General features: G+C 42.1%; 18 protein-coding genes and 1 pseudogene. 11 read left to right on the top strand and 8 right to left on the bottom strand.

What is annotated here, in order from left to right; translation table 11 throughout:
* Window positions 1-59: 59 nt before the first annotated feature.
* A pseudogene (locus FD725_RS12055) lies at window positions 60-911 on the bottom strand (Rpn family recombination-promoting nuclease/putative transposase).
* 120 nt (window positions 912-1,031) lie between these two features.
* Between FD725_RS12055 and FD725_RS12050 the strand changes: the two are divergent.
* Window positions 1,032-2,381, top strand: a complete 1,350-nt coding sequence (locus tag FD725_RS12050) for a TIGR04222 domain-containing membrane protein (RefSeq protein WP_179048372.1) — start codon at window positions 1,032-1,034, stop codon at window positions 2,379-2,381.
* On the opposite strand, the gene FD725_RS12045 is transcribed toward FD725_RS12050, so the two are convergent.
* Window positions 2,378-3,016, bottom strand: a complete 639-nt coding sequence (locus FD725_RS12045) for a methyltransferase domain-containing protein (protein WP_256871894.1) — start codon at window positions 3,014-3,016, stop codon at window positions 2,378-2,380. The two genes, FD725_RS12050 and FD725_RS12045, sit on opposite strands and share 4 nt — an antisense overlap.
* 85 nt (window positions 3,017-3,101) lie before the next feature.
* Window positions 3,102-3,665, bottom strand: coding sequence for a Uma2 family endonuclease (locus FD725_RS12040; RefSeq protein ID WP_179048371.1), 564 nt, complete (start codon window positions 3,663-3,665; stop codon window positions 3,102-3,104).
* A 115-nt stretch (window positions 3,666-3,780) separates the two neighbouring features.
* Here FD725_RS12040 and FD725_RS12035 point away from each other — a divergent pair, with 115 nt between their 5' ends.
* Window positions 3,781-4,035: a UPF0175 family protein gene (locus tag FD725_RS12035; RefSeq protein WP_179048370.1), complete on the top strand. Its 255-nt coding sequence runs from the start codon at window positions 3,781-3,783 to the stop codon at window positions 4,033-4,035.
* A gap of 755 nt (window positions 4,036-4,790) precedes the next feature.
* On the opposite strand, the gene FD725_RS12030 is transcribed toward FD725_RS12035, so the two are convergent.
* Window positions 4,791-5,708, bottom strand: a complete 918-nt coding sequence (locus tag FD725_RS12030; protein ID WP_179048369.1) for a tetratricopeptide repeat protein — start codon at window positions 5,706-5,708, stop codon at window positions 4,791-4,793.
* Window positions 5,709-5,940: 232 nt separating this feature from the next.
* On the opposite strand from FD725_RS12030, the gene FD725_RS12025 reads away from it, so the two are divergent.
* From FD725_RS12025 to FD725_RS12005, 5 genes are all read left to right on the top strand, one after another.
* Window positions 5,941-6,201 carry a hypothetical protein gene (locus FD725_RS12025; RefSeq protein ID WP_179048368.1) on the top strand — a complete coding sequence of 87 codons (261 nt, stop codon included), beginning with the start codon at window positions 5,941-5,943 and terminating at the stop codon, window positions 6,199-6,201.
* A gap of 509 nt (window positions 6,202-6,710) precedes the next feature.
* The gene (locus FD725_RS12020; RefSeq protein WP_372726733.1) at window positions 6,711-7,772 is read left to right on the top strand and encodes a two-component regulator propeller domain-containing protein; all 1,062 of its coding nucleotides are present in this window, start codon (window positions 6,711-6,713) and stop codon (window positions 7,770-7,772) included.
* 197 nt (window positions 7,773-7,969) lie between these two features.
* Window positions 7,970-8,740: a 3-methyl-2-oxobutanoate hydroxymethyltransferase gene (gene panB, locus FD725_RS12015; RefSeq protein ID WP_179048366.1), complete on the top strand. Its 771-nt coding sequence runs from the start codon at window positions 7,970-7,972 to the stop codon at window positions 8,738-8,740.
* A 378-nt stretch (window positions 8,741-9,118) separates the two neighbouring features.
* Window positions 9,119-9,439: a YdhR family protein gene (locus FD725_RS12010; protein WP_179048365.1), complete on the top strand. Its 321-nt coding sequence runs from the start codon at window positions 9,119-9,121 to the stop codon at window positions 9,437-9,439.
* A gap of 48 nt (window positions 9,440-9,487) precedes the next feature.
* On the top strand, window positions 9,488-10,174 hold the full coding sequence (locus FD725_RS12005; protein WP_179048364.1) for a DUF938 domain-containing protein: 687 nt from the start codon (window positions 9,488-9,490) through the stop codon (window positions 10,172-10,174).
* A 275-nt stretch (window positions 10,175-10,449) separates the two neighbouring features.
* On the opposite strand, the gene glgP is transcribed toward FD725_RS12005, so the two are convergent.
* Entirely contained in the window at window positions 10,450-12,663 is a 2,214-nt protein-coding gene (gene glgP, locus FD725_RS12000) for an alpha-glucan family phosphorylase (RefSeq protein ID WP_179048363.1), read from the bottom strand.
* 901 nt (window positions 12,664-13,564) lie between these two features.
* On the opposite strand from glgP, the gene FD725_RS11995 reads away from it, so the two are divergent.
* On the top strand, window positions 13,565-17,776 hold the full coding sequence (locus FD725_RS11995) for a PAS domain S-box protein (RefSeq protein WP_179048362.1): 4,212 nt from the start codon (window positions 13,565-13,567) through the stop codon (window positions 17,774-17,776).
* Window positions 17,777-17,884: 108 nt separating this feature from the next.
* On the opposite strand, the gene FD725_RS11990 is transcribed toward FD725_RS11995, so the two are convergent.
* A complete protein-coding gene (locus tag FD725_RS11990; protein WP_179048361.1) occupies window positions 17,885-18,160 on the bottom strand; it encodes a LapA family protein in 276 nt (91 codons plus the stop codon).
* 100 nt (window positions 18,161-18,260) lie between these two features.
* Window positions 18,261-19,688 carry a phosphoglucomutase/phosphomannomutase family protein gene (locus tag FD725_RS11985; RefSeq protein WP_179048360.1) on the bottom strand — a complete coding sequence of 476 codons (1,428 nt, stop codon included), beginning with the start codon at window positions 19,686-19,688 and terminating at the stop codon, window positions 18,261-18,263.
* Between the two features lie 105 nt (window positions 19,689-19,793).
* Here FD725_RS11985 and FD725_RS11980 point away from each other — a divergent pair, with 105 nt between their 5' ends.
* Window positions 19,794-20,660 carry a PD-(D/E)XK nuclease family protein gene (locus FD725_RS11980; RefSeq protein ID WP_179048359.1) on the top strand — a complete coding sequence of 289 codons (867 nt, stop codon included), beginning with the start codon at window positions 19,794-19,796 and terminating at the stop codon, window positions 20,658-20,660.
* Between the two features lie 34 nt (window positions 20,661-20,694).
* Here the strand turns inward: FD725_RS11980 and FD725_RS11975 are convergent, their stop codons facing one another.
* On the bottom strand, window positions 20,695-21,183 hold the full coding sequence (locus FD725_RS11975; RefSeq protein WP_179048358.1) for a cupin domain-containing protein: 489 nt from the start codon (window positions 21,181-21,183) through the stop codon (window positions 20,695-20,697).
* A gap of 157 nt (window positions 21,184-21,340) precedes the next feature.
* Between FD725_RS11975 and FD725_RS11970 the strand changes: the two genes are divergently transcribed.
* Window positions 21,341-21,625, top strand: coding sequence for an HNH endonuclease family protein (locus FD725_RS11970; protein ID WP_256871893.1), 285 nt, complete (start codon window positions 21,341-21,343; stop codon window positions 21,623-21,625).
* A gap of 473 nt (window positions 21,626-22,098) precedes the next feature.
* Window positions 22,099-23,103, top strand: a complete 1,005-nt coding sequence (locus FD725_RS11965; RefSeq protein ID WP_179048357.1) for a saccharopine dehydrogenase-like oxidoreductase — start codon at window positions 22,099-22,101, stop codon at window positions 23,101-23,103.
* Window positions 23,104-23,206 lie beyond the last annotated feature (103 nt).

The following is a 23,206-nucleotide window of genomic DNA, read 5'->3' as shown; positions in this document are numbered from 1 at the left end:
AATAATTTGTCTTAAGAAACTCTTTCTAGACCAAAAATAGTAGTTAAAAGTTATCTTTCTCAATTACCACTTGAGGAATTAGGCGACTTTTGTTGTGTAGCTTGGCGTACTGCTTCAATATTTAAATCTAAAGCTTGTGCTATTTGCTCTAAACTAAACCCTGCTGTCAACATTGGTAAAACCGCTTTTAATTTACCTCTAATCTCTCCTTGCTCAATGCCTTGCTCAATGCCTTGCTCAATGCCTTGCTCAACACCTTCTTGAAAAACTTCCTGATAAAATCTGGTTTGCTTTAAATCGCTTGTGCCAAACATTTCTTCCATCTCCTCTTTACTGATTTTGGGTAATTTATACAACAGGATAGTCTCTATTAATTGTAATAACTGTTGTTGTTTTAGTGGTAGGTTTATTTCTAACTTGGTTCTGGATATCAACTCCCTTGCTTGTGCGATCGCTCTATCTTCAGATACAACTATTAGTTTGAGAGTGGCAATACCAATTGGTAATGAAGTAGCCTCACTTAAATCATCCAAATAAATACGTCGAACTCGTTGACTAGCAAAGAATTCTCGATAATGTTTGATGTCTCCTGTGTCTACACTCCTATTTGGGTATAAAAGTACAGCACCCCAATCATTTAAGGGTTGATTTTGCCGTAGGTATAAGCAGATTTCAGCAAACAGTCGTGAGTAAATACTTGCATCTGCTTGAAATTGTACTTCGATAAAATATATTGGCTGCTCACTTTCAACTATGGGAACAAACACACCATCAATTCTAAATGCTGTTTGTTTGATTTAAATTGATGAAAATTGGTAAGCAATAGCCATATCAGGAGAATTCCCCATCAGTTCAAACAAGATATCGGGAAATTCTTGAAACAGGCGATAAAAAATACTATCTGTTTTCACTATTTTAAATAAATTATCATTAATAGATGTATTATACGTGACTACACTTTTCCAATATTTAATTATCGTGATCCTAGACGCAAGTGATGATGAGCATACCTTTAATCAAGGTCACTACCCATGCTAAATTCTTTTGAAGCTGCCCTCTATCAACGTTTACAAGATTTTGCGTTAGATGATCCCACCCATGAATTTGGGTTTACTCGCCATTTGATGAAAAATCAGGGTTGGACACTAATCTATACACAAAGAGCGATCGCTGAATATAAAAAGTTTGCATTTTTAACTGTGGTAGCCAACCATCAAGTCGTACCATCAGATCAGGTTGACCAGGTGTGGCACGCTCATGTGCTACTAACACAATCTTATTGGGAAGAGTTTTGTCCCAAAGTGTTGAGGAAAAAATTACACCATCATCCCGCGCGGGGTGGACGGACGGAACGTGCAGAATTCCATCATCTCTACGTGCAAACAATGACTAGCTATCGGGATTTTTTTGGCTCTCCACCAGCAGATATTTGGTCACCCCCCGATATTCGATTTGGTGCAGAACTGAAGATGCAGCGAGTTAACTTAAGTGAGTATTGGGTGATTCCCAAACGTCTACCTCAAATGAGATTTGCCTGGCCCTTGGGAGTTATGGTAATAATTGCTTTGGCAATCGCTGGTTGTGTGGATTTAGGTCAAAAATCTCCTTTTGGCAGATTTGTGAGTGATTTTATCGTCTATCATTTTATCACCATTCTGATTGTATCCGTTATCCTCGGACTAATTCTGCGTTACTGGATTCGCATACCGAGTCAACAACCACAAAAGCCGCAACTAGATATTTATCAAATGGCTTATCTGGCAGGTGGTAGTGTGCGATCTGTGGAGTTAGCAATTACACAACTTGTCCATCAGGGATATCTGCGTCCAAATGTGCGTCATCGGACTTTAGCGATTGAAAAAGCACTTCCTTCTGGAGCTAACAATTTAGAACGACAGATTATGCAACAAGTTCATCAACATCCAAATTTACAAAGTCTACGGCAAATCAGCAAATACAAAACCGATTTTCTTCAAAAACAACTGGAGCAAGAAAAACTTTTTATCACAGGCTGGGAAGCTATAATCAGAATGAGTTTTGGATTCTTTTTAGTCATCACGGTTTTGGGTCTTTTCATAGCATCAGTAGTATCAGGTTTACTAACAGAACCATTGATGAAAATTGCCCCAGTTGTGGATATGATGATAGTAATCTGGACAGCCATTGGTATTATCACTGCCTGCTGTTTTGTCCCTTCTGGTCGAACTCGCTGGGGTAGTTGGCTACTTGCAGACATCAAGAAAAACCACGATGTCTATGATGTGACACAAAGATTTGCCCTCTATGGCTATGGGGCGCTGTCGGGTGGAACACTGGATGATTTAAAGCAGATGTTTAAAGCAGAGGATGAGGAAGCTGCTTCCGGTGGCTGTGGCTGCTAGGTCGATTTCACCTGAAAAATTGCTAAATGTTCTTCCCCTTTGCGTCCGGTGATGGAATCTTTCGCCGCCTGAAACAGGATGATATCAAAGTAGGGTGAAAAGCTATCCAAAATTGCCTGTGGCTTCACACCAAATGGGGGGCCATCTAACCGACTATGAGTAAAAAACAGGGCAATTAGTTGACCATTGGGACGGAGTAAGTTTTTGACAACCTGCACATATTGCGATCGCAATTCTATATCAATGGCACAAAAACAAGTGTGTTCTAATACATAATCAAAACTATGGAGAAACTCTACTTCTAAGTCAAAAATGTTGCGTTGTAAAAATTGCGTGTTTAGTTCTCGTGCTTTAGCAATTTTATCAGCACGAGCGATCGCACTGGCAGCAAAATCAAACCCAATCACATCAAACCCTGCGGTGGAAAATAACATCGCATCCTGTCCGCTACCACAGCCTAGAACTGCCATTCGTCCAGGCTTAGGGGCTTGGGCTGATGCCAAAAGATTGATCAATGGTGGAGCAGGACAGCCCAAATCCCAAGGATCGCGATTTTCTTGATATCGTTTTTCCCAAGCTTCAGCGCTGAGGTCAATCATGATAGCATTTTCAAACAGCAACAATTTTCTTGTCACAAGTTTAGCTTATGGACGTGTGAACAAAATAGCTAAAAATCGCAGCTTACAAGTTTTTTGACTTCCCCAAAGTAGTACCATTAATTTATCTACCAAATATTTCATCAGCAGTAATTTTGACATCAGGAAAGCCAGGAATTGATAAAGTTTCACCGCAATCAAACTTTTGTATATGTTGATATCCTGTAGCTATTGGTTGTTGATAAACTTCGACAATTTGCTCATTAATATCTACTAACCAAACCTCAAGTATATTTGCTGCTGCATATAAAGGGATTTTCTCTTCCCTGTCATATATAATTGTCGAATCAGCTACTTCAATTAATAACAAAATATCCTGGGGTTGGGGGTGTGCAGTTGCATAAAAATCATCACGGGGTTTGAGTAACGCCACATCTGGCTGCGGTTGTGAATTATCGTTTAAAGCCACTGGATTTTGAGCCGCAACTACAACCTGTTTTCCCAACAACTGCACCAATAAATTAATCAATCGATTGACACAAGCTGCGTGTTTTGTCCCAATGGGTGACATCTCAATAATCTCTCCTCGTATCAACTCCACTCGGTCGTCTTCTGTCAGAATCCCCGACTCAATCATTTTATGATATTGCTGCACTGTGAATTTTCGTCTTAATAATTGCACAGTCATAACCACCTCTACTGTCTCTTGTATCTTAATTATGGAGTAAGTGATGCCTACGCTCCATGTTTCAGGTTATTTTGGAGATAATTAAATGATTAAACAAAGCAAAAAGGAATATTTTATGAAAATAGTACCAATCCAATTACCATCAACTGTATTCTCGGCTCTTCGTAAGAACCCCGAAGAATTTGTGCAAGAAATGCGGATTGCTGCCGCAGTCAAATGGTACGAATTAGGTGAAATATCTCAAGCTAAAGCAGCAGAAGTTGCTGGGCTAACACGGGCAGAATTCATTAATGCTTTATCTCGTTACAGAGTTGATTTTATGCAATATACTCCAGAAGAACTAGCACAAGAAATTGCCAATGTCGATTAATCGCATTATTATCAATTCTTCTCTCTACGTCCCACATGGGATCTAAAAAATTAGAGCGATCGCACTTTATACTTCAATACAGTAAGTGTAGGTTGGGTTGAGGAACGAAACCCAACAGTATTAGGACTAAAAAATTAGAGCGATCGCATTTTATACTAGAAGCTTCAGCTTTAGAACATGACAGTTGAGCCTCTGAAGTCGAACGTTGAGCCTTTGAACATGAACTTTGCGGTTCTGAAGTCGGAGGTTGAACCTTTGAGGGTGAATGTTGAGGTTCTGAGGACGAAATTTGAGCCTTGGAACATGAACGTTGAAGTTCTGAGGTCGAAAATTGAAGTTCGGAAGTCGAATGTTGAAGCTTTGAACATGAACGTTGAGGTTTTGAGGTTGAAATGAGGCGTTGATGTCTACAAGGGGCTGTCTCTACACTTCATTTTTTGGGTTATCGCACTTGTGGGAAGCACAACAAAATATAAAAATATGTCTCAAATATAGCGGTTCTCGTTTGTATGCAATACGCTCTGACCTCTCTCCAAACCTCTCTCCTACAAGGAGAGAGGCTTTGAATCTTGCTCCCCTTCCCTACAAGGGAAGGGGTTGGGGGTTAGGTCTGTATTGGACTCGATTGAGAAGCACTATAGTATGAATCTTGCGTTTTATGTGTCGGTGTTGAAAATTTAACTAAGACTTTTGTGATTGCAGAGCGATGACTTTATTTTTTGAGAATCAAGAGACTTGCTAACGATATGCTTCTCTTAAAAATTGTGCATATTCTCCCGGACTCTTATTGTATGGGGATGAGCTACACCCAAACTACGCTCACAAATTGCTAAAGCTTGCTGATACAGAAGTTTGGCTTCACCGTATCTTCCTGTCGCACGGTAGAGTTCTGCCAGATTATTCAGGCTATTGGCGACATCGGGATGTTCTGCTCCTAACTGGTGTTTCCTGATTTCTAGAGCTTCCTGAAACAGAAGTTCGGCTTCACTGTACCTTCCTGTCGCACGGTAGAGTTCTCCTAGATTGTTCAAGCTACAGGCGACATGACAATGTTTTGCGCCTAACAGGCGTTTCATTAGTTCTAAAGCTTGCTGATAAAAGAGTTCAGCTTCACTGTACCTTCTTGTCGCGTAGTAGAGGTCTGCTAGATTATGCAGGCTAGTGGCGATATTGGGATGTTCTGCGCCTAACAGGCGTTTTTTAATTTCCAAAGCTTGCTGAAACAGGGGTTCAGCTTCACTGTACCTTCCTGTCTCACAGTAAAGTAATGCCAGATTATTCAGGTTAGCGACAACAGATGGATGTTCTGCGCCTAAGTGGTGTTTCCTGATTTTCAAAGCTTGCTGAAACAGGGGTTCAGCTTCACTGTACTTTCCTGTCGATCGATAGAGTAATGCCAGACAATTCAGGCTATTGGCAACATCGGGATGTTCTTCTCCTAACTGGTGTTTGCTGATTTCCAAAGCTTGCTGAAACAGAGGTTCGGCTTCACTATACTTTCCTGTCAATTGATAGAGTGATGCCATGTAATTTTTGAAAGACGCAATGCCCATATTAATTTCATCGGCAACTTTCACGTCCTCATCATCAGTTCGCAAACGCGCTAAAAAAGCTTTTTTTTCGTCTTCATTCAACCCATGTTTGGTAGCTTCTTCGGTTAGAAAATCATCCATTGCATAGACGAACTGAAACTTTTCTACTTTATTCTACTTTTTTCTATCAAATTTATACATATCCATTGATCTCCGGCTTTGAGGGGAGACATACGATTTACATAGTAGGTTAGGTGGAGCGATCGCGCAACCCAACAAAAGCCTTGTTGATGTTGGGTTTCCTTGCGTCAACCCAACCTACGCAGATTATGTTTTTCAAGATTAAAACAGTAAATTTCACAAGGTTTGCGCCATGAATAATCATCTAAAAACTTCTCCCAACTCCCAACCATCTACCCAAACCTCACAATTAATTCCCCCATCTCCCCCAGCAATGGAAAATCCCTCTGCTTGGATGCGCGACGGTTACAGTCCGACAGAAATCATCCTCGCCGCCGCAATTTTAACTTCCTTATTGATGGGAGGAATGGCCAGTGTGATTTTAGCAATGACTGGTTTAGTCAAAACTGTAGCCCCAGGAACGGTAAACCAAATAAGCCAAAAAAGAAAATAATCAAACTGCGTGTCAGGGAGTAGGGGAAACCACAAGATAAAGGTAAGGACTCTTCACTGATAACTGATAACTGATTTAAGTTGATCAGCTAAAAAATTGCAGATCACAAAGTTTTTGCCAAAGTGCGAACTACTGAAATTAAGGGAATACTCAAACTAAGTCAAAGCCCATTGCGGCGATGGCTAATTATAAGGCAATACGGTTCAGTTAAGCTTCTGATCCCCCCTAGCCCCCCTTAAAAAGGGGGGAATTAAATTCAAAGTCCCCCTTTTTAAGGGGAGCCACTGCGTTGGGCGGCTCTGCCGACTTGAAGCAAGTGGCGTGGATTTAGGGGGATCTAAAAGAATTGGGTTCTACTAACTGAACCGTATTGAATTATAAGGGGCTGGAGTGGATAAAGTTTTTGAGACTATATACACTTTCAACCCTCAAGGTAAAGTGTTTCTAGAGGAAAGAAGACCGTGATATACTTACGTAGGTGTCGTAATTTATTAATTAGCGCTTCATTGATGGGATTGGTAGGGTTGCCAAATGTAGTGGATGTGGCGATCGCTATACCAGCAACTACCCCAACAAAAAATAGTAACCCTCTCAATGTCAAACCATCGGAATTAACACCCGCCTATCCAGCATCTGCACCACCACCGCGAGTAGCCCCCTTGCCAGACCAACGGGACATAGAAGAACGTACAGTAGAAACTGATTACCGTGTGAGTAACTTGCTGGGAGATTTTGCTGGTAATCTCTGGGTGGGTTCTTGGCGGGGGTTATCGCGGATTGACCCAAAAACAGGTAAGATTTTAGCTCGTGTTAGTTTGCCTAATGTGGCTATTGGTGCGTTAGCTCAAGATAAAGTTGGGCGTTTGTGGGTGGGGAGTTATGAAGGACTGATGCGTGTCGAACCCCGGACTAATGAAATTACAGCTCAAAATTTATTTTTACCTTCTAAACGGGTGTTGTCACTGTTAATAGACAAGCGGGGTTACCTGTGGACGGGAACTGATAACGGCTTGGCTTTGGTGAGTCCCGACCAAGGCTTGATTATGACAACAGTCAAAAATTTACCAGGGGTAAGTGCTAACACTTTGACTTTAGATGCTGAAGGTCAGTTGTGGGTAGGAACTCTAGATGGAGTTGTGCGAGTCAATACCGCTAATGCTTTAATTATGAAGCGGATTAATGATTTACCCGGTACAACTGTTCAAGCCTTGGCTATTAGTCCAGATGGGTTGATTTGGGCAGGAATGCCGAATAATCTATTGGTAATTAATCCCAAAACTGGTGTGGTTTTGCGCTCTGTAGCTCGTTTACGAGGTAAAAACGTCACCGCAGTGCGTTTTGCTCAAGATGGTAGTGTTTGGGTCGGTACGAACAATGGTTTGTTACGATTAAATCCAAACACAGGTGCTGTTTTAGATGAAGTCGCCGGACTTCCTTCTAGCCGAGTTTTGGCTCTTGTACCAGATGTAGCTAGTAAACTATGGATTGGTACTAGTGAAGGTCTAGCTTGGTTAATGCCCAAAATGGACAGTGCAAAACCTCATTTGGCTTTTAGTCGTGCTGTTAAATAAGTGCTGAGTCATGAGTGCTGTTAGCGGAAGCGGGGCGTTCAGCCCGTGCTGAGTCAAGGAGTGAGGGAGTGAGGGAGTGAGAGACAAGAAGATAATCTGTTGACTAATGACCATTGACTATTGACCAATGACCAATGACTATTGACCAATGACTATTGACTAATCACTCTTCCCTATCCCCTATCCCCTAATTTAAAATGTCAGTTACTACACAGCAGTTAATTCAATGGAAACAGCAGGGACGTTCGATTGTGGCGTTGACTGCATGGGATTATGCGATCGCCCAAATTCTCGATGCGGCTGGTGTAGACTTAATCCTGGTGGGTGACTCGATGGCTGTGGTTTGGGGCCATGAAACTACATTGCCCATCACTTTAGATGAGATCATCTACCATGCTAAAGCTGTGCGTCGCGGGGTGAAACGAGCTTTTTTGCTGGTTGATTTACCGTTTTTGAGTTATCAAGAAAGTATCCAACAGGCAATACATTCGGCGGGTAGGGTGTTGAAGGAGACGGGAGCGCAAGGGGTAAAATTAGAGGGTGGTTATCCAGAAATGGTAGAAACTGTGGCTCGGTTAGTCAAAGCAGGAATACCAGTTATGGGTCATGTAGGTTTGACACCCCAATCAGTACATCAACTGGGATTACGACAACAGGGTAAGACACAAGCAGCCAGTACCCGGATTTTACAAGAAGCGATCGCTCTCGAACAAGCAGGTGCTTTTGCCTTGCTACTGGAGCATATACCCGCAGATTTGGCAATGCAGATTACACAAAAAATTAGTATTCCTACAATTGGTATCGGTGCTGGAATTCATTGTGATGGACAAGTTTTAGTAACATCTGATGTACTTGGGTTATTAGAAAAACAGCCACCCTTTGCCAAAGTCTATACAAATTTGCGACAGACGATTACTCAAGCTGTTCAAGATTATGCACAAGAAGTACGGGATAAAAAGTTTCCCTAGTTAATACCATTTCATGTTAATCATCATACATATAAATTATGTAGAGACGTTGCAATGCAACGTCTCTACTGTTTCTTTGACAAAGAATTTTAGCTGCGATCGCTATTAAGTAGTCAGATTAATTACACTGTCACAAAGAAAGACAGATCATTTAGAGCAGATTAGTCATGACAAAATTAATCCCTATCTCAAAAATGAAAAGCTAACACCACGTTTGCTGTGAGATAATGTCAAATATAATATCGAAAAAAAGTTCCTTCAAGCTAAAAAAGTGAAACAATTCCTTTGTTAATGTCTCCACCGACAAAGCGGATTTTATCGCTACAAACGATTTATTTCAAGATTCTACGGACGTTGTAAAATTGCAGGATCAAGATTATGAGTCAGGTGTTTATCTATGCTGAGTATCAAGTTTCAGTGCCATTCACCGAAATTGATTGGGTGCCAATCAATGCGGAAATGAAAAAGTTTGCAGGATTAATCTCTAAGACTTGGTTAAGCGGAATCAATACCAATACTGTTGGCGGATTCTATGAATTTGATTCGCTTAAGAATGCCCAAAATTACATTGATGGTTTATTGATTCCATTTACCAAGCAAATCAATGGAACGCTATCGGTAAAGCTTTTTGACGGCATTGTCACGAAAGAAGCTAGTGCTGATATTGGTTCTCCGTTTTATTTGACTACCTCTCGATAAACGGCCGCCTTGGAACTGAATGCAAATTAATACAATACAGAAATAACGATGTCTCAACTAGAATTATCTAATACTGAAGAAATTCCTTCACTTGATGAAAAGCCAACCCTTGATCCACATCCATTAAGCCCTTATGTTGCTTGGGCAGGTAAACGTAACTGTAATCCAATTCTGAATGTCTTTAAGGATAAATTTCCTCAGGGCAAAGGTCAGGTTCTGGAGTTTGCTTCAGGTAGCGGTTTTCACATTCATTACTTTGCGCCCCATTTTCCGAATCTGAATTTTCAGCCCTCTGATCTAAACGAGGAAGTCTTGGAAACGATTAGACAATCAACCCAACAAACAGGTGCTAAAAACGTTCAGTCGCCCATCAAGCTGGATCTGACTGCACCAGAAACATGGTCTGCTTTAGAGGGCAAAAAATTTGATGCCGCTTTCGTCATCAATATCTTTCAGGTCGCACCCGTTGCTATTGCTGATGGCATTGCCAACATAGCTGCAAGCCATTTAAGTGAGGGTGGGTCTTTATATATTTACGGTCCATTCAAAGTCAATGGTACGTTTACAACCCCATCAAATGAGGAATTTGACCGGACGCTTCGCTCCTACGGAGTCCCAGAATGGGGACTCAAAGATATTGCAGACATTAGCAAAGCTGCTAATAACTATGGACTGGCATTGAAAGAAACAGTGGATCTACCTGCCAATAATTTTATCCTGATTTATGGGACATAGGCTGGGGTTTGAGTAGTAACGCCAATCATCGCTCTACCCAAGCCACTTTGGTTGCTGATGATGATATCAGCCTTAAAGATATAGCAACAGCCAAGCTGGTTAGGACATCAAGAGATAATAAAACTTAGACACCAAAAGACTTTTCACCCAGTCCCCAGTCCCCAGTCCCTTGCTATATTTCTCATCGTCGTAGTGATTGGTTTTGGAAACTAGCTCATGAATAAAAAAGGGGTAGATGACCTACCCCTTGACCGAACCAGGAAACTTGTAATTACTTAGAGCAGAACTTTAGCCAAAATTGGTTGTACGACAGTGGAAATTTCGGGAACGTACACCTGGGTAACGTAATCGGCAATCATTCTGTCTGTATTGAATAGGGGTGCATTAGTTTTGATCGATGCTTTCATCATCTGCACCCAACGATGGGGGATACCTTGGGCATCTTGATCGTAGTATAGAGGAACGATTTCCTCTTCTAGTAGATGATAAAGAGATTGGGAGTCAATGCGGTCTTGTAATTCTTGATCGCTTGTATGAGCATCTTCCCCAATTGCCCAACCGTTGATCCCCTTACCGTCTGCACCAGCTTGATAGCCTTCGCACCACCAGCCGTCCAGGACGCTGCAATTGATCCCGCCGTTGAAGCAGACTTTTTGTCCACTTGTTCCGGAAGCTTCTAGGGGACGACGGGGATTGTTCAGCCATACATCTACGCCTTGGACTAGTTTTTGTCCGGTGTAAATGTCATAGTCTTCAATAAAGGCAACTCGGTTGATAATACCGGAATTATGACACCATTCCATCAGGCGTTGGATAATCCGCTTACCTTCTTCATCGGCTGGGTGCGCTTTCCCAGCAAAGACAATTTGTACTGGACGTTGGGCGTTGCTGAAAATTTTCAGCGCCCGTTGTGCGTCACGGAGAATCAAATCCCCGCGTTTGTAGGGACTAAAGCGTCTAGCAAAACCAATTGTCAAGATTTTGGGATCAAGTAAACTATCGCTGGCTTGGATGAGTTGATAGTCTTCACCTCGTTGTTCCCGCGCTTTCCTGACTTTATATCGAGTGTAAGCTACTAATCTTTCTTTGAGGATCAGATGACGTGACCACAATTCCTCGTCAGGAATATTGTCAACTTTTGCCCACATTTGGGGATCAACAGCGTGAGTTCTCCAGTCTGCACCCAGGTATTGATTGTACAAGTCGGCTAACAATGGTGCTGTCCAAGTCGGTGCATGAACGCCATTAGTGATATAACCAATGGGTACTTTGTCTTCTGAACGATGAGGATACAGGACTGTCCACATTTTGCGAGAAACTTGACCGTGGAGTTCACTCACACCGTTACAAGCACGGGACATCCGCAAGGCTAAGACAGTCATCCCGAAGGGTTCCCAGGGATCGCCTAATCGACGTGCGCCTAATGCTAAAAATTGTTCGCGGGATAGACTCAATTGTGGCCAGTATTGCGCGAAGTAGGAGTCGATTAAGTCGGGTGAGAAGACATCATGACCGGCGGGAACGGGTGTATGGGTGGTGAATACACAACTATTACGGACGGTGGCTTCGATATCGTAGAAGGATTTGCCAGTGCGTTCGATTTCTTGACGAGCAACTTCTAGAGTACAGAAAGCCGCGTGTCCTTCGTTGAGGTGGTAGACTGAGGGTTTGATTCCCAAGGCTGTTAAGGCGCGGACACCACCAATTCCTAAGACGACTTCTTGAGCGATGCGAGTTTCTGAGTTACCGCCGTACAAGTGTCCAGTCAGCCAACGATCTATGGGATCATTGTCATGGCGATCGCTATCTAGTAGATATAAGCTGACTCGTCCTACTTGCACTCGCCAGATTTGCACTTTTACCTGTCTGTGGCGAATCTCTAATTGAATTGTTAGGGGTTCCCCTTGAGGATTTTTCATCAACTCAATGGGCATCCGGTCAAAGATATTATCTATGTAATAATCTTCTTGCCAACCCTGACGACTTAAGCGTTGGCGAAAGTAACCTTGGCGATACAGTAAGCCAATCGCTACCATCGGTACACCTAAATCTGAGGATGATTTCAGGTGATCCCCAGCGAGAATTCCCAAACCACCAGAGTAAACTGGTAGGGATTCATGGATACCAAATTCTGCACAAAAATAAGCGATGGGATTGTCTTTGGTAACTTGTGGTGCGACTCGACTCACCCAAGTGTCTTTTTGGTTCATGTACTCGTCAAACTCCTGCGCTAAGGCAGAAACTTGCTTGAGATAGAATGGATCTTCTGCCAATTGGGTGAGACGTTCGTAACTTGCAGATTCGAGAATGGAGACTGGGTTATGTCCGCACCGTTCCCATTCTTGGGGATCAATGGCTTGGAATAACGCCAGGCGATCGCCACTCCAACTCCACCAGTAGTTGTAAGCTAAATCTGCTAGGCGTTTCAATGGAGAAGGTAACTTTTGACTTAAATGTATGGCTGCTGTATTTGCACTGCTATTAGTCATAAAATGCTGCGTCATCTGTTGTGAAATTTCTGTTAAATTGCGGGGTGTGACTCTTGCTGCTACCCCAGATGATGAAAGATATCCTCTGCTTTGTTGACACCAACAGAACATCAATGGATCTCTAAATTTGATTCAATTCACTTAAATATTTACTCCCCATCAGAACTTATTCAGGTTTATTGAGTTTCAGCTTTCAAGAGTTAGCTATCACCTGAATATGGAACCGTCTATTGTCAACAAATTTTGTCCGGCGTGAATAACTTCTATTGTTTATGCCTTGTAGAGATTATCCTTGTTTTTCGAGGTTTTTGACACTTTTTTCTATCAAATTACTTGACAAGAGTTTAACTTACTTGTTGCATTGTTAACATTTGTTGAATACTTAACAAAAAACTCGCGTAATATCGGTAGGTTGGGTTGAGGCTTTGGGAAACCCAACACCAAAATATCGGTTAAGCTTTCAGTATCGATGTTGGGTTGCGATGTGCTTAACCCAACCTATATCTGCTGAGTAATTAAAATTAGTTTTTAATTAAACTGCATAAAATACAACAAGTGTTCTCAGTGATTGATTGCAGTCATATTACTGCCATTAACTCTTAATTTTGTGCCTCTTAATAAAGGATTAAGGATCAAAAATGACCAGGGCTAGACGCTAGAGTAGTATCAGACATAGCCGCTAGCTCGAATGTCCAGCGATCAAAGCTTGACGGCGATTTTTTTCTGCTGTCTGCATTTGGCCACAAAAAATATGCACATAGATAGATAAAAATTTCTGTGATTTAATTTTAATCTTAGGATATGAAATTATGGCAACCGCAAAAAATCTTAAACAAAGTAAAATAGACTTAACGCGGTTATAGATTCAGTGATAAAAATCACCTGCCTGCGATTGCAAAGTATGCACAGTTTACTGGTAGCAAGGTTGGTAAGTGCGATCGCTGTCTTTTTTGGCAGCTTGGTATTAGTTGGTTGGTGGCTAAATATTGAAATTCTTAAAAGAGGGTTATTTGGCGATTATCCACCAGTGAAATTGAGTGCAGCATTGGGTTTTGTGCTGTGTGGAATTACCTTATGGTTATTAGTCAGGAAGCAAACGCCAGAACCCAGATTAAACTTAGCTCAAGATTTTAAAAAAAAGTTAAGGTTTATTGATGATCAATTAATATCTGGTGTTTGTGCGATCGCCGTAACAGTTATGGCTGGACTCACGCTGGGTTTATATTTATTTGCTTGGCACAACGGCATGAATCAACTGTTTTGCAGCCAGTTGAGCTTATGCTCATCCATAATGAGAATAAACACAGCCGTTAATTTCTTCCTCATCAGCATCGCGCTGTTACTCCTGATTTATCCCCAAAATCATCGCAGCTACTGGTATGCGCAGATCCTGACCCTGGTTGCTAGTGTTATCGCCTTACAAGTGGTTGTGGGCTATGCCTATAAAGTAAAATTTTTTTACACAAATAGCCCTAATGTTACATCTATGACCTTACAAACGGCACTATTATTTATACTGCTATGTATAGGTATTTTATTTGGGCGGGCAGAACAGGGTTTAATGAAAATACTGACTGGCAACAGCTATGGAAGTATGAATGCACGTCGCTTGTTATTGGCAGCGATCATTGTACCTTTTTTGTTGGGATGGTTAATCTTGCAAGGTCAAAGAATCGGCAAATATGGGACAGCCTTTGCAGTGTCAGTATTTGCCGTACTATTGATTGTGATCTTTGCTATTATCATCTGGCAAAATGCCGTGGTGATCGAACTCCTCAGCCAGCAACGCGATCGCGCTCAAGCCTCACTCAGAGCTTATGAACAGAAGTTGAAAAGTTTCGTTGATGCTAACGTCATTGGCATTTTGTTTGGTGATATTTACGGCGGTATCCAACAAGCAAATGACGCATTTTTAGCGATGATTGGTTACTCCCAGGAAGATTTACTAGCAGGTAGATTGAGTTGGCAAAATATCACACCACCAGAGTATCTTTATTTAGATGAACGAAGCATTGCTGAAGCTCAGGCAGATATTAAAGGAGCTTGTACACCTTACGAAAAAGAATATATTCATAAAGATGGTAGCCGAGTTCCGGTTTTAGTCGGTTATGTATTATTAGGGGAGAATCGAGAAGAGTCAGTAGCATTTATCCTGGACTTAAGCGAACGCAAACAAGCACAAACAGAGCAACAAAAATTAGTTGCGATTATTGAAAATAGCCACGACTTTATTGGCTTTGCTAGCCTGGAAGGACAATCTCTCTACATTAACCAAGCAGGGCAAAAATTAGTAGGGTTAACCAGTTTAGAACAAGTTAAACAGAAAGTAGTCGCAGAATATGTGATGCCAGAAGACCAGGCTTATTTTCAAGAGCATATTTTACCAATTCTCATCACTCAAGGGCGCTGGCAAGGAGAATTCCGCTTTCGTCATTTCCAAACTGGACAAGCTATACCTGTCGATTATCACGTGTTTGCGATCGCTGACAAGTCTACTGGTGAGCCAATCGCCTACGCCACCGTCACCCGCAACATGACAGAGCAAAAACAAGCACAAGATAAAATCCTCCAACTCAACAAAGATTTACAGCGTCGGGTTGATGAGTTACAAACTTTACTAGAAGTTATTCCCGTTGGTATTGGCATTGCCGAAGATCCAGCGTGTACAACTATCAAAGTTAATCCTGCTTTTGCTAGGCAATTGGGCATTTCTATTGATGATAATGCTTCTTTAAGTGCTGCTCCTGAAGAAAAACCTACAAGCTTTAAAGTTTACCGTGAAGGGCGAGAACTATCATCAGAAGAACTACCAATGCAGTATGCTGCTACCCACGGTGTAGAAGTTTTGAATTATGAACTCGACGTTGTCCATGAAAATGGCCAGGTGATTAAACTATTAGAGTATGTTGCTCCATTATTTGATGAAGAAGGTAAGACGAGAGGATGTATCGGCGCATTTTTGAATATTACTGAGCGCAAGCAAGCGGAAGAAGTACTGCGAAATCAGCAAAAATGGCTAGAAGATGTGTTAAATCTGATGCCAAGACCACTGCTATTTATTGAACCAGGGACAGCGCGAGTCACTTTTGCCAATCGTGCGGCTGATGAATTAGCCGGAGGAGAATTCCCCAAAGGCATACCAGCCGAAGCATATCACACTGCTTACCACTTCACAGATCCAGAAGGTAATCCCATTCCCAATGAACAAATGCCAGGGGTACGAGTTGCCCGTGGAGAACGTCTGGATGGATTAGAGGTAGACTGGCATACCTGCGGTGGTGTGCGCTCTTTACTAATTTTTGCTGATACTTTACCTGCTATGCACGGTTACGCTGCTACTTGTATTTTGGTATTTCAGGATATCAGTAACATCAAACAAGCAGAAAAAGCTCTGTCAATAGGTTATCAAAGGCTACAATTACTGTTTAGCATAGCCAATGACTTACTATCTAGCCAGCAACCAATAGCACTGCTAGATAACTGTTTTCACAAACTGGCAGAGCAGATTGGATTGGATGCTTATTTTAATTACCTAGTAGAAGAAAATTCGCAGATGTTGCGTTTAGCTTCTTATAAAGGTATTGATGATAAATTAGCACAAAAAATTAAGTGGTTAGCCTTTGGACAAGCAGTCTGTGGGACTGTAGCTCAATATCGCTATCCTATCGCTGTAGAAAATGTCCAGCAATCAACCGATCCCACTACAGAAATAGTTCGCTCTGTAGGCATTACAGCCTATTATAGCTATCCTTTAATTGCTCAAGGACGGTTGTTAGGAACACTCTCTTTTGGCAGTCGCACGCGGACTAGTTTTACAGACAATCAAAAAAGCATGATGCAGGCAGTTTGTGACCAAATTGCCATCGCTATGGAACGAGCTGCTTTAATTACTTCTTTACAACAGCAAACAGAGCAATTGACCCAAGCCAATCGCATGAAAGATGAGTTTTTAGCTATCCTATCTCATGAATTGCGATCGCCTCTCAATGCCATTCTGGGTTGGGCGCAGCTACTACGCTCCCGTAAATTAAATGAAACTCAGACAAATAAAGGATTAGAGACTATTGAGCGCAATGCTAAAAACCAAACTCAGCTAATTGAAGACTTACTAGATATTTCGCGGATGATTAGAGGCAATTTACGACTCAATGTCCGTACTTGTAATTTAGTTCCCATCATTGAAGCAGCGATGGAAACTATTCATCTGGCAGCGCAAGCCAAAGAAATTGATTTGCAATTTTCCTTAGAAAATATAGATAAAAATAATTCCGAGTTTATGGTTTCTGGTGATTCAGAACGCATACAACAAATTATGTGGAACTTACTTTCTAACGCAGTGAAATTTACACCTCCAGGTGGGAAAGTAAAAGTCAATCTCGTCAAAATTATCGAGGGGAGTAAATATGCACCCACAGCTAATAACTATGCCCAAATTCAAGTAATTGATACAGGGATTGGTATTAGTTCTAGCTTTCTGCCCTACGTATTTGATCGCTTTCGTCAAGCCGATAGTTCTAGCACCAGATCCCACGGGGGTTTAGGTTTAGGTTTAGCCATTGTGCGTCACTTAGTAGAACTACATGGTGGAACTGTTCATGTCGATAGTGCTGGGGAACAACAAGGGGCCACTTTCACCGTCAAGTTACCCCTCTTGTGTCTGCATAAAGTAGTTACCGCCGAGCCAGTTAACCAAACAACAGACAGCCTCACCCCTCTACCTCTGTGTACTTCGTTGTTAGGTATAAAAGTACTGGTAGTAGACGACGAAGCAGATTCTCGTGATTTTGTTACCACAGTATTAGAACAATGTCAAGCTCAAGTGCAAGCAGTTGCCTCCGTACAGGAAGCTTTGCAGGTAATTGCTGAATGGCAACCGGATGTGTTAGTCAGTGATATTGGGATGCCACAAGAAGATGGTTACTCCCTGATTCAGAAAGTGCGATCGCTTCCACCAGAACAAGGGGGAAATATTCCTGCCGCCGCCTTAACAGCCTATGCTAGGGCTGAAGATAGAATGCGGGCTATCCAAGAAGGTTACCGTCTGCATCTGCCTAAACCCATCGAACCAGCCGAATTAGCGACAGTTGTCGCTAGCCTGATTGGACGTAGGTAAATTCATTAGGGGTGTAAGGGTGTAAACAGTGAACAGTGAACAGTGAATGTTTTAACTGGTAACTGATAACTGATAACTGTTAACTGATTTGGTAGGGGTGCAACGTCTCTAATCTTCATCATCAACAAAAAATTCTGCGTCTTCTTCTAAGCGAGAATTACCATTCAGAGAACCAGCTACACCCCACAAAGGTTGTAAGATAGCCATAGCAATTAATCCCATACCAGTGCTAAAAGCTAATACTAAACCTACTGGAATTTGTATGGATTGAAATGTTAAGAACTTCAACGATACTGGTGTAGCATTCTGTACAGAAATAATGGCGATCGCCATAATCCAAATAGCCACAACTAAAGAGATAAATAAATTAGCAAAAGTTTTCATAAAAAACAAATCCAAATACACACCGATAAACACAAATTAAGAAGAATTCAGCAGGCTGAATTCTGTTCGATCAATCTGCATTTATCGGTGGTGGAGATTCTTATCCTAACTTAGCGATCGCACTTTCTAATTCTTGCGCCAGTTGGGTAAGTTTTTCGGGTGAGTTGGTTTCTAGATAAACGCGCACCAGAGGTTCTGTACCAGATGGGCGCAACAATACCCAGCTACCTTCTTCTAAATACAGCTTGATGCCATCCTTACGTCCGACTTCTTTGACTTTAATCCCAGCTACCTCGCTAGGAGGATTTTTGGTAAAGGAGTCGATGACAGCGAGTTTATGGGCTTCTGTCAGGTGTAAATCCAGACGATTGTTATACAAGGGGCCATCAGCTTCGGCGATCGCTTCCTTGACTAATTGACTCAGGGGTTTACCTTCATAGGCGATCGCTTCTGCTATCAGCATATCAGCTAAAACCCCGTCTTTTTCCGGAATATGCCCGATGATACTTAAACCACCTGATTCTTCACCGCCAATCAGCACGGCAGTTTCCCGCATTTTTTCCCCAATGTATTTAAAACCCACGGCTGTTTCATAAATTGGCAAGCCGTATTTAGCGGCAAAATTATCTAGTAAATGAGTTGTGGCGACAGTGCGGACTATCGCGCCGCTTTTGCCCTTGTTTTTGATTAAATGACGTGCCAGTACCAACAGCACCGTATTGGGGGTGAGGACGTTGCCTAACTCATCTACAATACCAAAGCGATCGCTATCTCCATCCGTCGCTAAACCCAAATCTGCATGATCTTGGCGCACTGCTTCCACCAGTTCCACCAACTGTTCTCCCTTGGGTTCAGGCATCCCGCCGCCGAATAGCACATCTCGCCAAGTGTGGAAACTTTCTAATTGCACACCACTTTGTTGCAAGACTTCATCTAAATAGCCACGGGATGTAGAATATAAAGCATCATACTTGACTTTGAGTTGGGCGCTTTTGATTTTTTCTACATCAAGTAATGTGTAGATAAATTGCAGATAGTCTGGTTTGGGATCGAAAGTGGAGATGGAACCTGATGGTTTGCCACTAGGCAATTCATCTGATGCACTTTCTATGTTTGCCACAATAGTATCAGTGATTTCTGGAGTGGCAGGGCCAGCATAATCAGGGATATATTTAATTCCACAATAAGGTGCTGGATTATGGCTAGCCGTAAACATCAATGCCCCAGCCGAATTTAGGTGACGGGCATTGTAAGCAATTACTGGTGTGGGGCAATCCCGATCAGTAATTTTCACATTCCAGCCCAAGTCTGCCAAGACTTGAGCCGCTGTTTGGGCAAACTGGTCAGCTAAAAACCTTGTATCGTAGGCAATCAGAACTGGTCTATCTTTGGTGTAGGCCGTTTCTAGATAACCAGCGATCGCTCTTGTCACTTTCCGCACATTGGGGAAAGTGAAATCATCGGCTATAATGCCTCTCCATCCATCAGTACCAAACTTTATCTTGCCAGAATTGCTACTAGCGCTCATGTTTGCCACTTTCTCCCATCTATTTGAATACTATAGGAAGCTTCCCGCAAAGCGTGCGTAGCTGCAAGCATCCTCCACCGTATTTTTTCTCACTGCTGTTGAGCAATGTCAACCCCCGATCGACTTTTTGTTAGTTATCACCTCTGGTCTTTAGTTGCCCCAGGAATAGGGCAAGAACGTTGGCATTGCCAGATGAGACGGGGGTTTATCAAAGCGCGTCAACATGAACCACAAGTCAAAGCACTGTTAACACAGGCTACCGCACCTCAGCGAATTGGTATACTCGCCCAAAAAGGCGTTTATGAGTTTCATCATAATCGACATTTGTTAACCCGAACCGATGGAGTAGAACAAGTTGCTCAATTATTGAAACTAAGTAACTCCTCGGTACAGGTGCAACAGAGAGTGCTACGAATTTTACAAAAATATTATGATGCTCCCTTACTTTTAGGGAAAAGAATCTTGCAATTAACTCGTGGTGATGAAGGCTTTCCCAAACCGATTTTAATTGAAAGAGAGAATGATCGCTTCCGTTTATATGCAGCGATGGACTGTATTTTTATCGATGCTGATGATCAACACACGTTGCATATTTTAGATTTTAAAACCGGCAAATCCGCTTTTGATAGAAGACAAGCATTAGTTTATTTATTGGCAGCACATTATCTCTATCCAGACAGAAAAGCAGTTGCCTCATTTTATAATTTAGAACTCTGTCAAAAATCTGAATTAATTAGTCTGAAAAATCGAGAGTTAGAATCCTTAAAATCTGAGTTAATTAATATTGCGAAAAAGCATCAAGCAGATGTACAACAATATCAAGAAGAGGCTAGAGGATTTAATGAAATCTTTCCACCTAATCCTGGATATCACTGTCGCTTCTGCCCTTTTCAATCTATTTGTAATTTTTCAGCGCCACCATCTCAAGGACAATCTTTGCCGATTATCAAAACTAATAACTCAAGTCGCTAGTTATTTTTGAATTTGGAATTTTGAAACTCCTTCTCTACGAGATAGTATAAGGTGTGCCGTCTTTGTGAGCAAACTTCCACTTGCCATCCTTCAGAAAGGCTTGGAGATCATCATCAGGATAGCTTCCCTCATCTCCCGGCGTTCTGTCACCAATTTCCAGATACAGAACGTCTGCTGACGTTTCGTTGATTAGATGGTGTCCGTTTCCAGTACCAGACTTAAAACCTGCACACATACCTGGAGAGAGTTGTGTGCAACCTTCGTCAGTCCGGAGGGTGGGATATCCCTGCAAAATGTAGACAAACTCATCTTGCTTGGTGTGAGCATGACGCAAGGACGAAACTGCATTGGGAGCCAAGCGCGTCAAATTCACACCAAAGTTTGTGAGTCCAAATAAATCGCCAAGCGGGCGCTTCTCTCTACCTATCATCCGCGACGCGAACGGTTCAGGATAGTTTGAAGGTTTAGTTCGGATAGGTGCTTCAACTGCATGGATGGCAATTGGGGTTGTTTTTTCGGACACAAAAGCCTCGCAAAACAGGATGGGTTAAAGTTCGGCTAGAGCAAATGTCAGTAGCTCTGGCAGCTTACTAAATATTTTGCTAAAGTTCGCTCGCATGAAACATCTTGTCATAAAAATTTGTAAAAAAGCTATACTTACGAGTACCGCTAACCCAATTTTGCCTGAATCACCAAGCAGTAACTGGTGGCAAAATTTTACTGATAATCAGATAGAAGAAATGGTATATCGTCTTGGGAATCTCACACCTTTAGAACCTTCCTTGAATCGTCAAGTAGGTAATGAGATTTATGCAATTAAGCGAGATACTTATCAACAAAGTGTGTATACACTAACAAAAAATATATTAGCTGAAGAATGGACTCCAAATACAGTGGCTACAAGACAAAAATATTTAGCACAACGAGCCGTTCACATCTGGAAATCAGACTTTCCTGACGATTGATATTTAAGTAGCGATCGCCCTAGACCATATAGCAGGTCAGAAATTGGCTCATAGTTATAAAATCTAGATGGATACTATATGTAATTATCCAATGTGCTGAATCGTGGTGGTCGCAGTCCCTTAGAGGGTGTTGGAAAAGTTTCAGTAGGTATAAAAATGTCATTCTGATTGGAGCGGAGCGTCAGGAAGAATCTAGTGGCGTGGCACATACCGAGATGTTTCATTCCGCTACGCTGCATTCAACATGACAAAGAAACAGACTTTTCCAACGTCCTCTTAGATTCTTGATGCCATGTAGCGTGAAAATTTGCTCAAACTCAAATCACTCAGCTAGAATTTCTCGTGAAAAAACTGATCGGCTTTAGCAAGAATCCAGGATAATGCAGCATAATTAACCTTTATAGCTTTGAGCGATCGCCATCAGCCAAGATGGTTGAAACTCCAGGCTTGTGATTTAACTTCAATAATTGACTATGAGTACAGCAAATATTGTGTCAGCGATACGTGTGGGAGTGTTGGGCTTCGGTGGACTCGGACAAGCCGCCGCTAAAGTACTTGCTGGTAAACGGGAAATGAGTTTAGTAGCAGTAGCTGATCAAAAAGGTTATGCTTACGCTGCTAGAGGTTTGAACTTTCAAGAATCCATTGCTACCTATCAGTCTCAAGGCTCCATAGGTTATTTAGAACCAGTCGGTACACTGACAAATAATAGTATTCAAGATTTAATCGACAGCGCTCAACCTGTGGATGGGTACTTTTTAGCTTTACCCAACCTACCTAATGATTTTATCCCTACCGTTGCTAGGCAGTTTATCCAATCTGGTTGGCGTGGGGTATTGGTGGATGCCATTAAACGTACCAGTGCAGTAGAACAGCTAATGGCGATGAAAGACGAACTACAAGCAGCTGGGATCACTTACATGACAGGATGTGGTGCAACACCAGGACTATTAACCGCCGCCGCCGCCTTAGCCGCCCAAAGCTACGCCGAAATTCACAAAGTAGAGATTACTTTTGGTGTGGGAATTGCTAACTGGGAAGCTTACCGTGCTACTGTGCGGGAAGATATAGGTCATATGCCTGGTTACACAGTAGAAGCAGCTAGGGCCATGACTGACGCAGAAGTAGCAGCACTACTCGATAAAACTCATGGTGTGCTGACCTTAGAGAATATGGAACACGCCGATGATGTGATGCTAGAGTTAGCAGGGATAGTAGAACGCGATCGCGTGACGGTTGGTGGTGTAGTTGATACCCGTAACCCCAAAAAGCCCCTCAGCACTAATGTCAAGGTTACAGGACGGACATTTGAAGGTAAAATTTCTACCCACACCTTCACTTTAGGAGATGAAACCAGTATGGCAGCTAATGTCTGCGGCCCGGCTTTTGGTTATCTCAAAGCAGGCAGACAATTGCACCAACGCGGTATTTACGGCGTATTTACAGCTGCCGAAATTATGCCTCAATTTGTCAAGTGAGAGGCTAGTGGAGCGACACAGCTAAAATGTGGCAATAGATTACACATCTGGTGAAAATGAATGTAGAGACGTTGGACTGCAACGTCTCTAAAAGGATTTAAGG

Origin of the sequence: Nostoc sp. TCL26-01 (assembly GCF_013393945.1) — a bacterium.
GTDB lineage: Bacteria > Cyanobacteriota > Cyanobacteriia > Cyanobacteriales > Nostocaceae > Trichormus.
Note: the sequence above shows the minus strand (reverse complement) of the source record. Positions and strands in the feature narration are given on the sequence as shown.

Excerpts from the sequence above, each read along its gene's own strand:
- FD725_RS12035 (WP_179048370.1), top strand. The coding sequence starts at position 3,781 with ATGAAAATAGTACCAATCCAATTACCATCAACTGTATTCTCGGCTCTT.
- FD725_RS12040 (WP_179048371.1), bottom strand. The coding sequence starts at position 3,665 with ATGACTGTGCAATTATTAAGACGAAAATTCACAGTGCAGCAATATCAT.
- glgP (WP_179048363.1), bottom strand. The coding sequence starts at position 12,663 with ATGACTAATAGCAGTGCAAATACAGCAGCCATACATTTAAGTCAAAAG.
- FD725_RS11980 (WP_179048359.1), top strand. The coding sequence starts at position 19,794 with ATGTCAACCCCCGATCGACTTTTTGTTAGTTATCACCTCTGGTCTTTA.
- FD725_RS11995 (WP_179048362.1), top strand. The coding sequence starts at position 13,565 with ATGCACAGTTTACTGGTAGCAAGGTTGGTAAGTGCGATCGCTGTCTTT.
- FD725_RS11990 (WP_179048361.1), bottom strand. The coding sequence starts at position 18,160 with ATGAAAACTTTTGCTAATTTATTTATCTCTTTAGTTGTGGCTATTTGG.
- panB (WP_179048366.1), top strand. The coding sequence starts at position 7,970 with ATGTCAGTTACTACACAGCAGTTAATTCAATGGAAACAGCAGGGACGT.
- FD725_RS11965 (WP_179048357.1), top strand. The coding sequence starts at position 22,099 with ATGAGTACAGCAAATATTGTGTCAGCGATACGTGTGGGAGTGTTGGGC.
- FD725_RS11985 (WP_179048360.1), bottom strand. The coding sequence starts at position 19,688 with ATGAGCGCTAGTAGCAATTCTGGCAAGATAAAGTTTGGTACTGATGGA.
- FD725_RS12050 (WP_179048372.1), top strand. The coding sequence starts at position 1,032 with ATGCTAAATTCTTTTGAAGCTGCCCTCTATCAACGTTTACAAGATTTT.
- FD725_RS12010 (WP_179048365.1), top strand. The coding sequence starts at position 9,119 with ATGAGTCAGGTGTTTATCTATGCTGAGTATCAAGTTTCAGTGCCATTC.
- FD725_RS12020 (WP_372726733.1), top strand. The coding sequence starts at position 6,711 with ATGGGATTGGTAGGGTTGCCAAATGTAGTGGATGTGGCGATCGCTATA.
- FD725_RS12030 (WP_179048369.1), bottom strand. The coding sequence starts at position 5,708 with ATGGATGATTTTCTAACCGAAGAAGCTACCAAACATGGGTTGAATGAA.
- FD725_RS12005 (WP_179048364.1), top strand. The coding sequence starts at position 9,488 with ATGTCTCAACTAGAATTATCTAATACTGAAGAAATTCCTTCACTTGAT.
- FD725_RS12025 (WP_179048368.1), top strand. The coding sequence starts at position 5,941 with ATGAATAATCATCTAAAAACTTCTCCCAACTCCCAACCATCTACCCAA.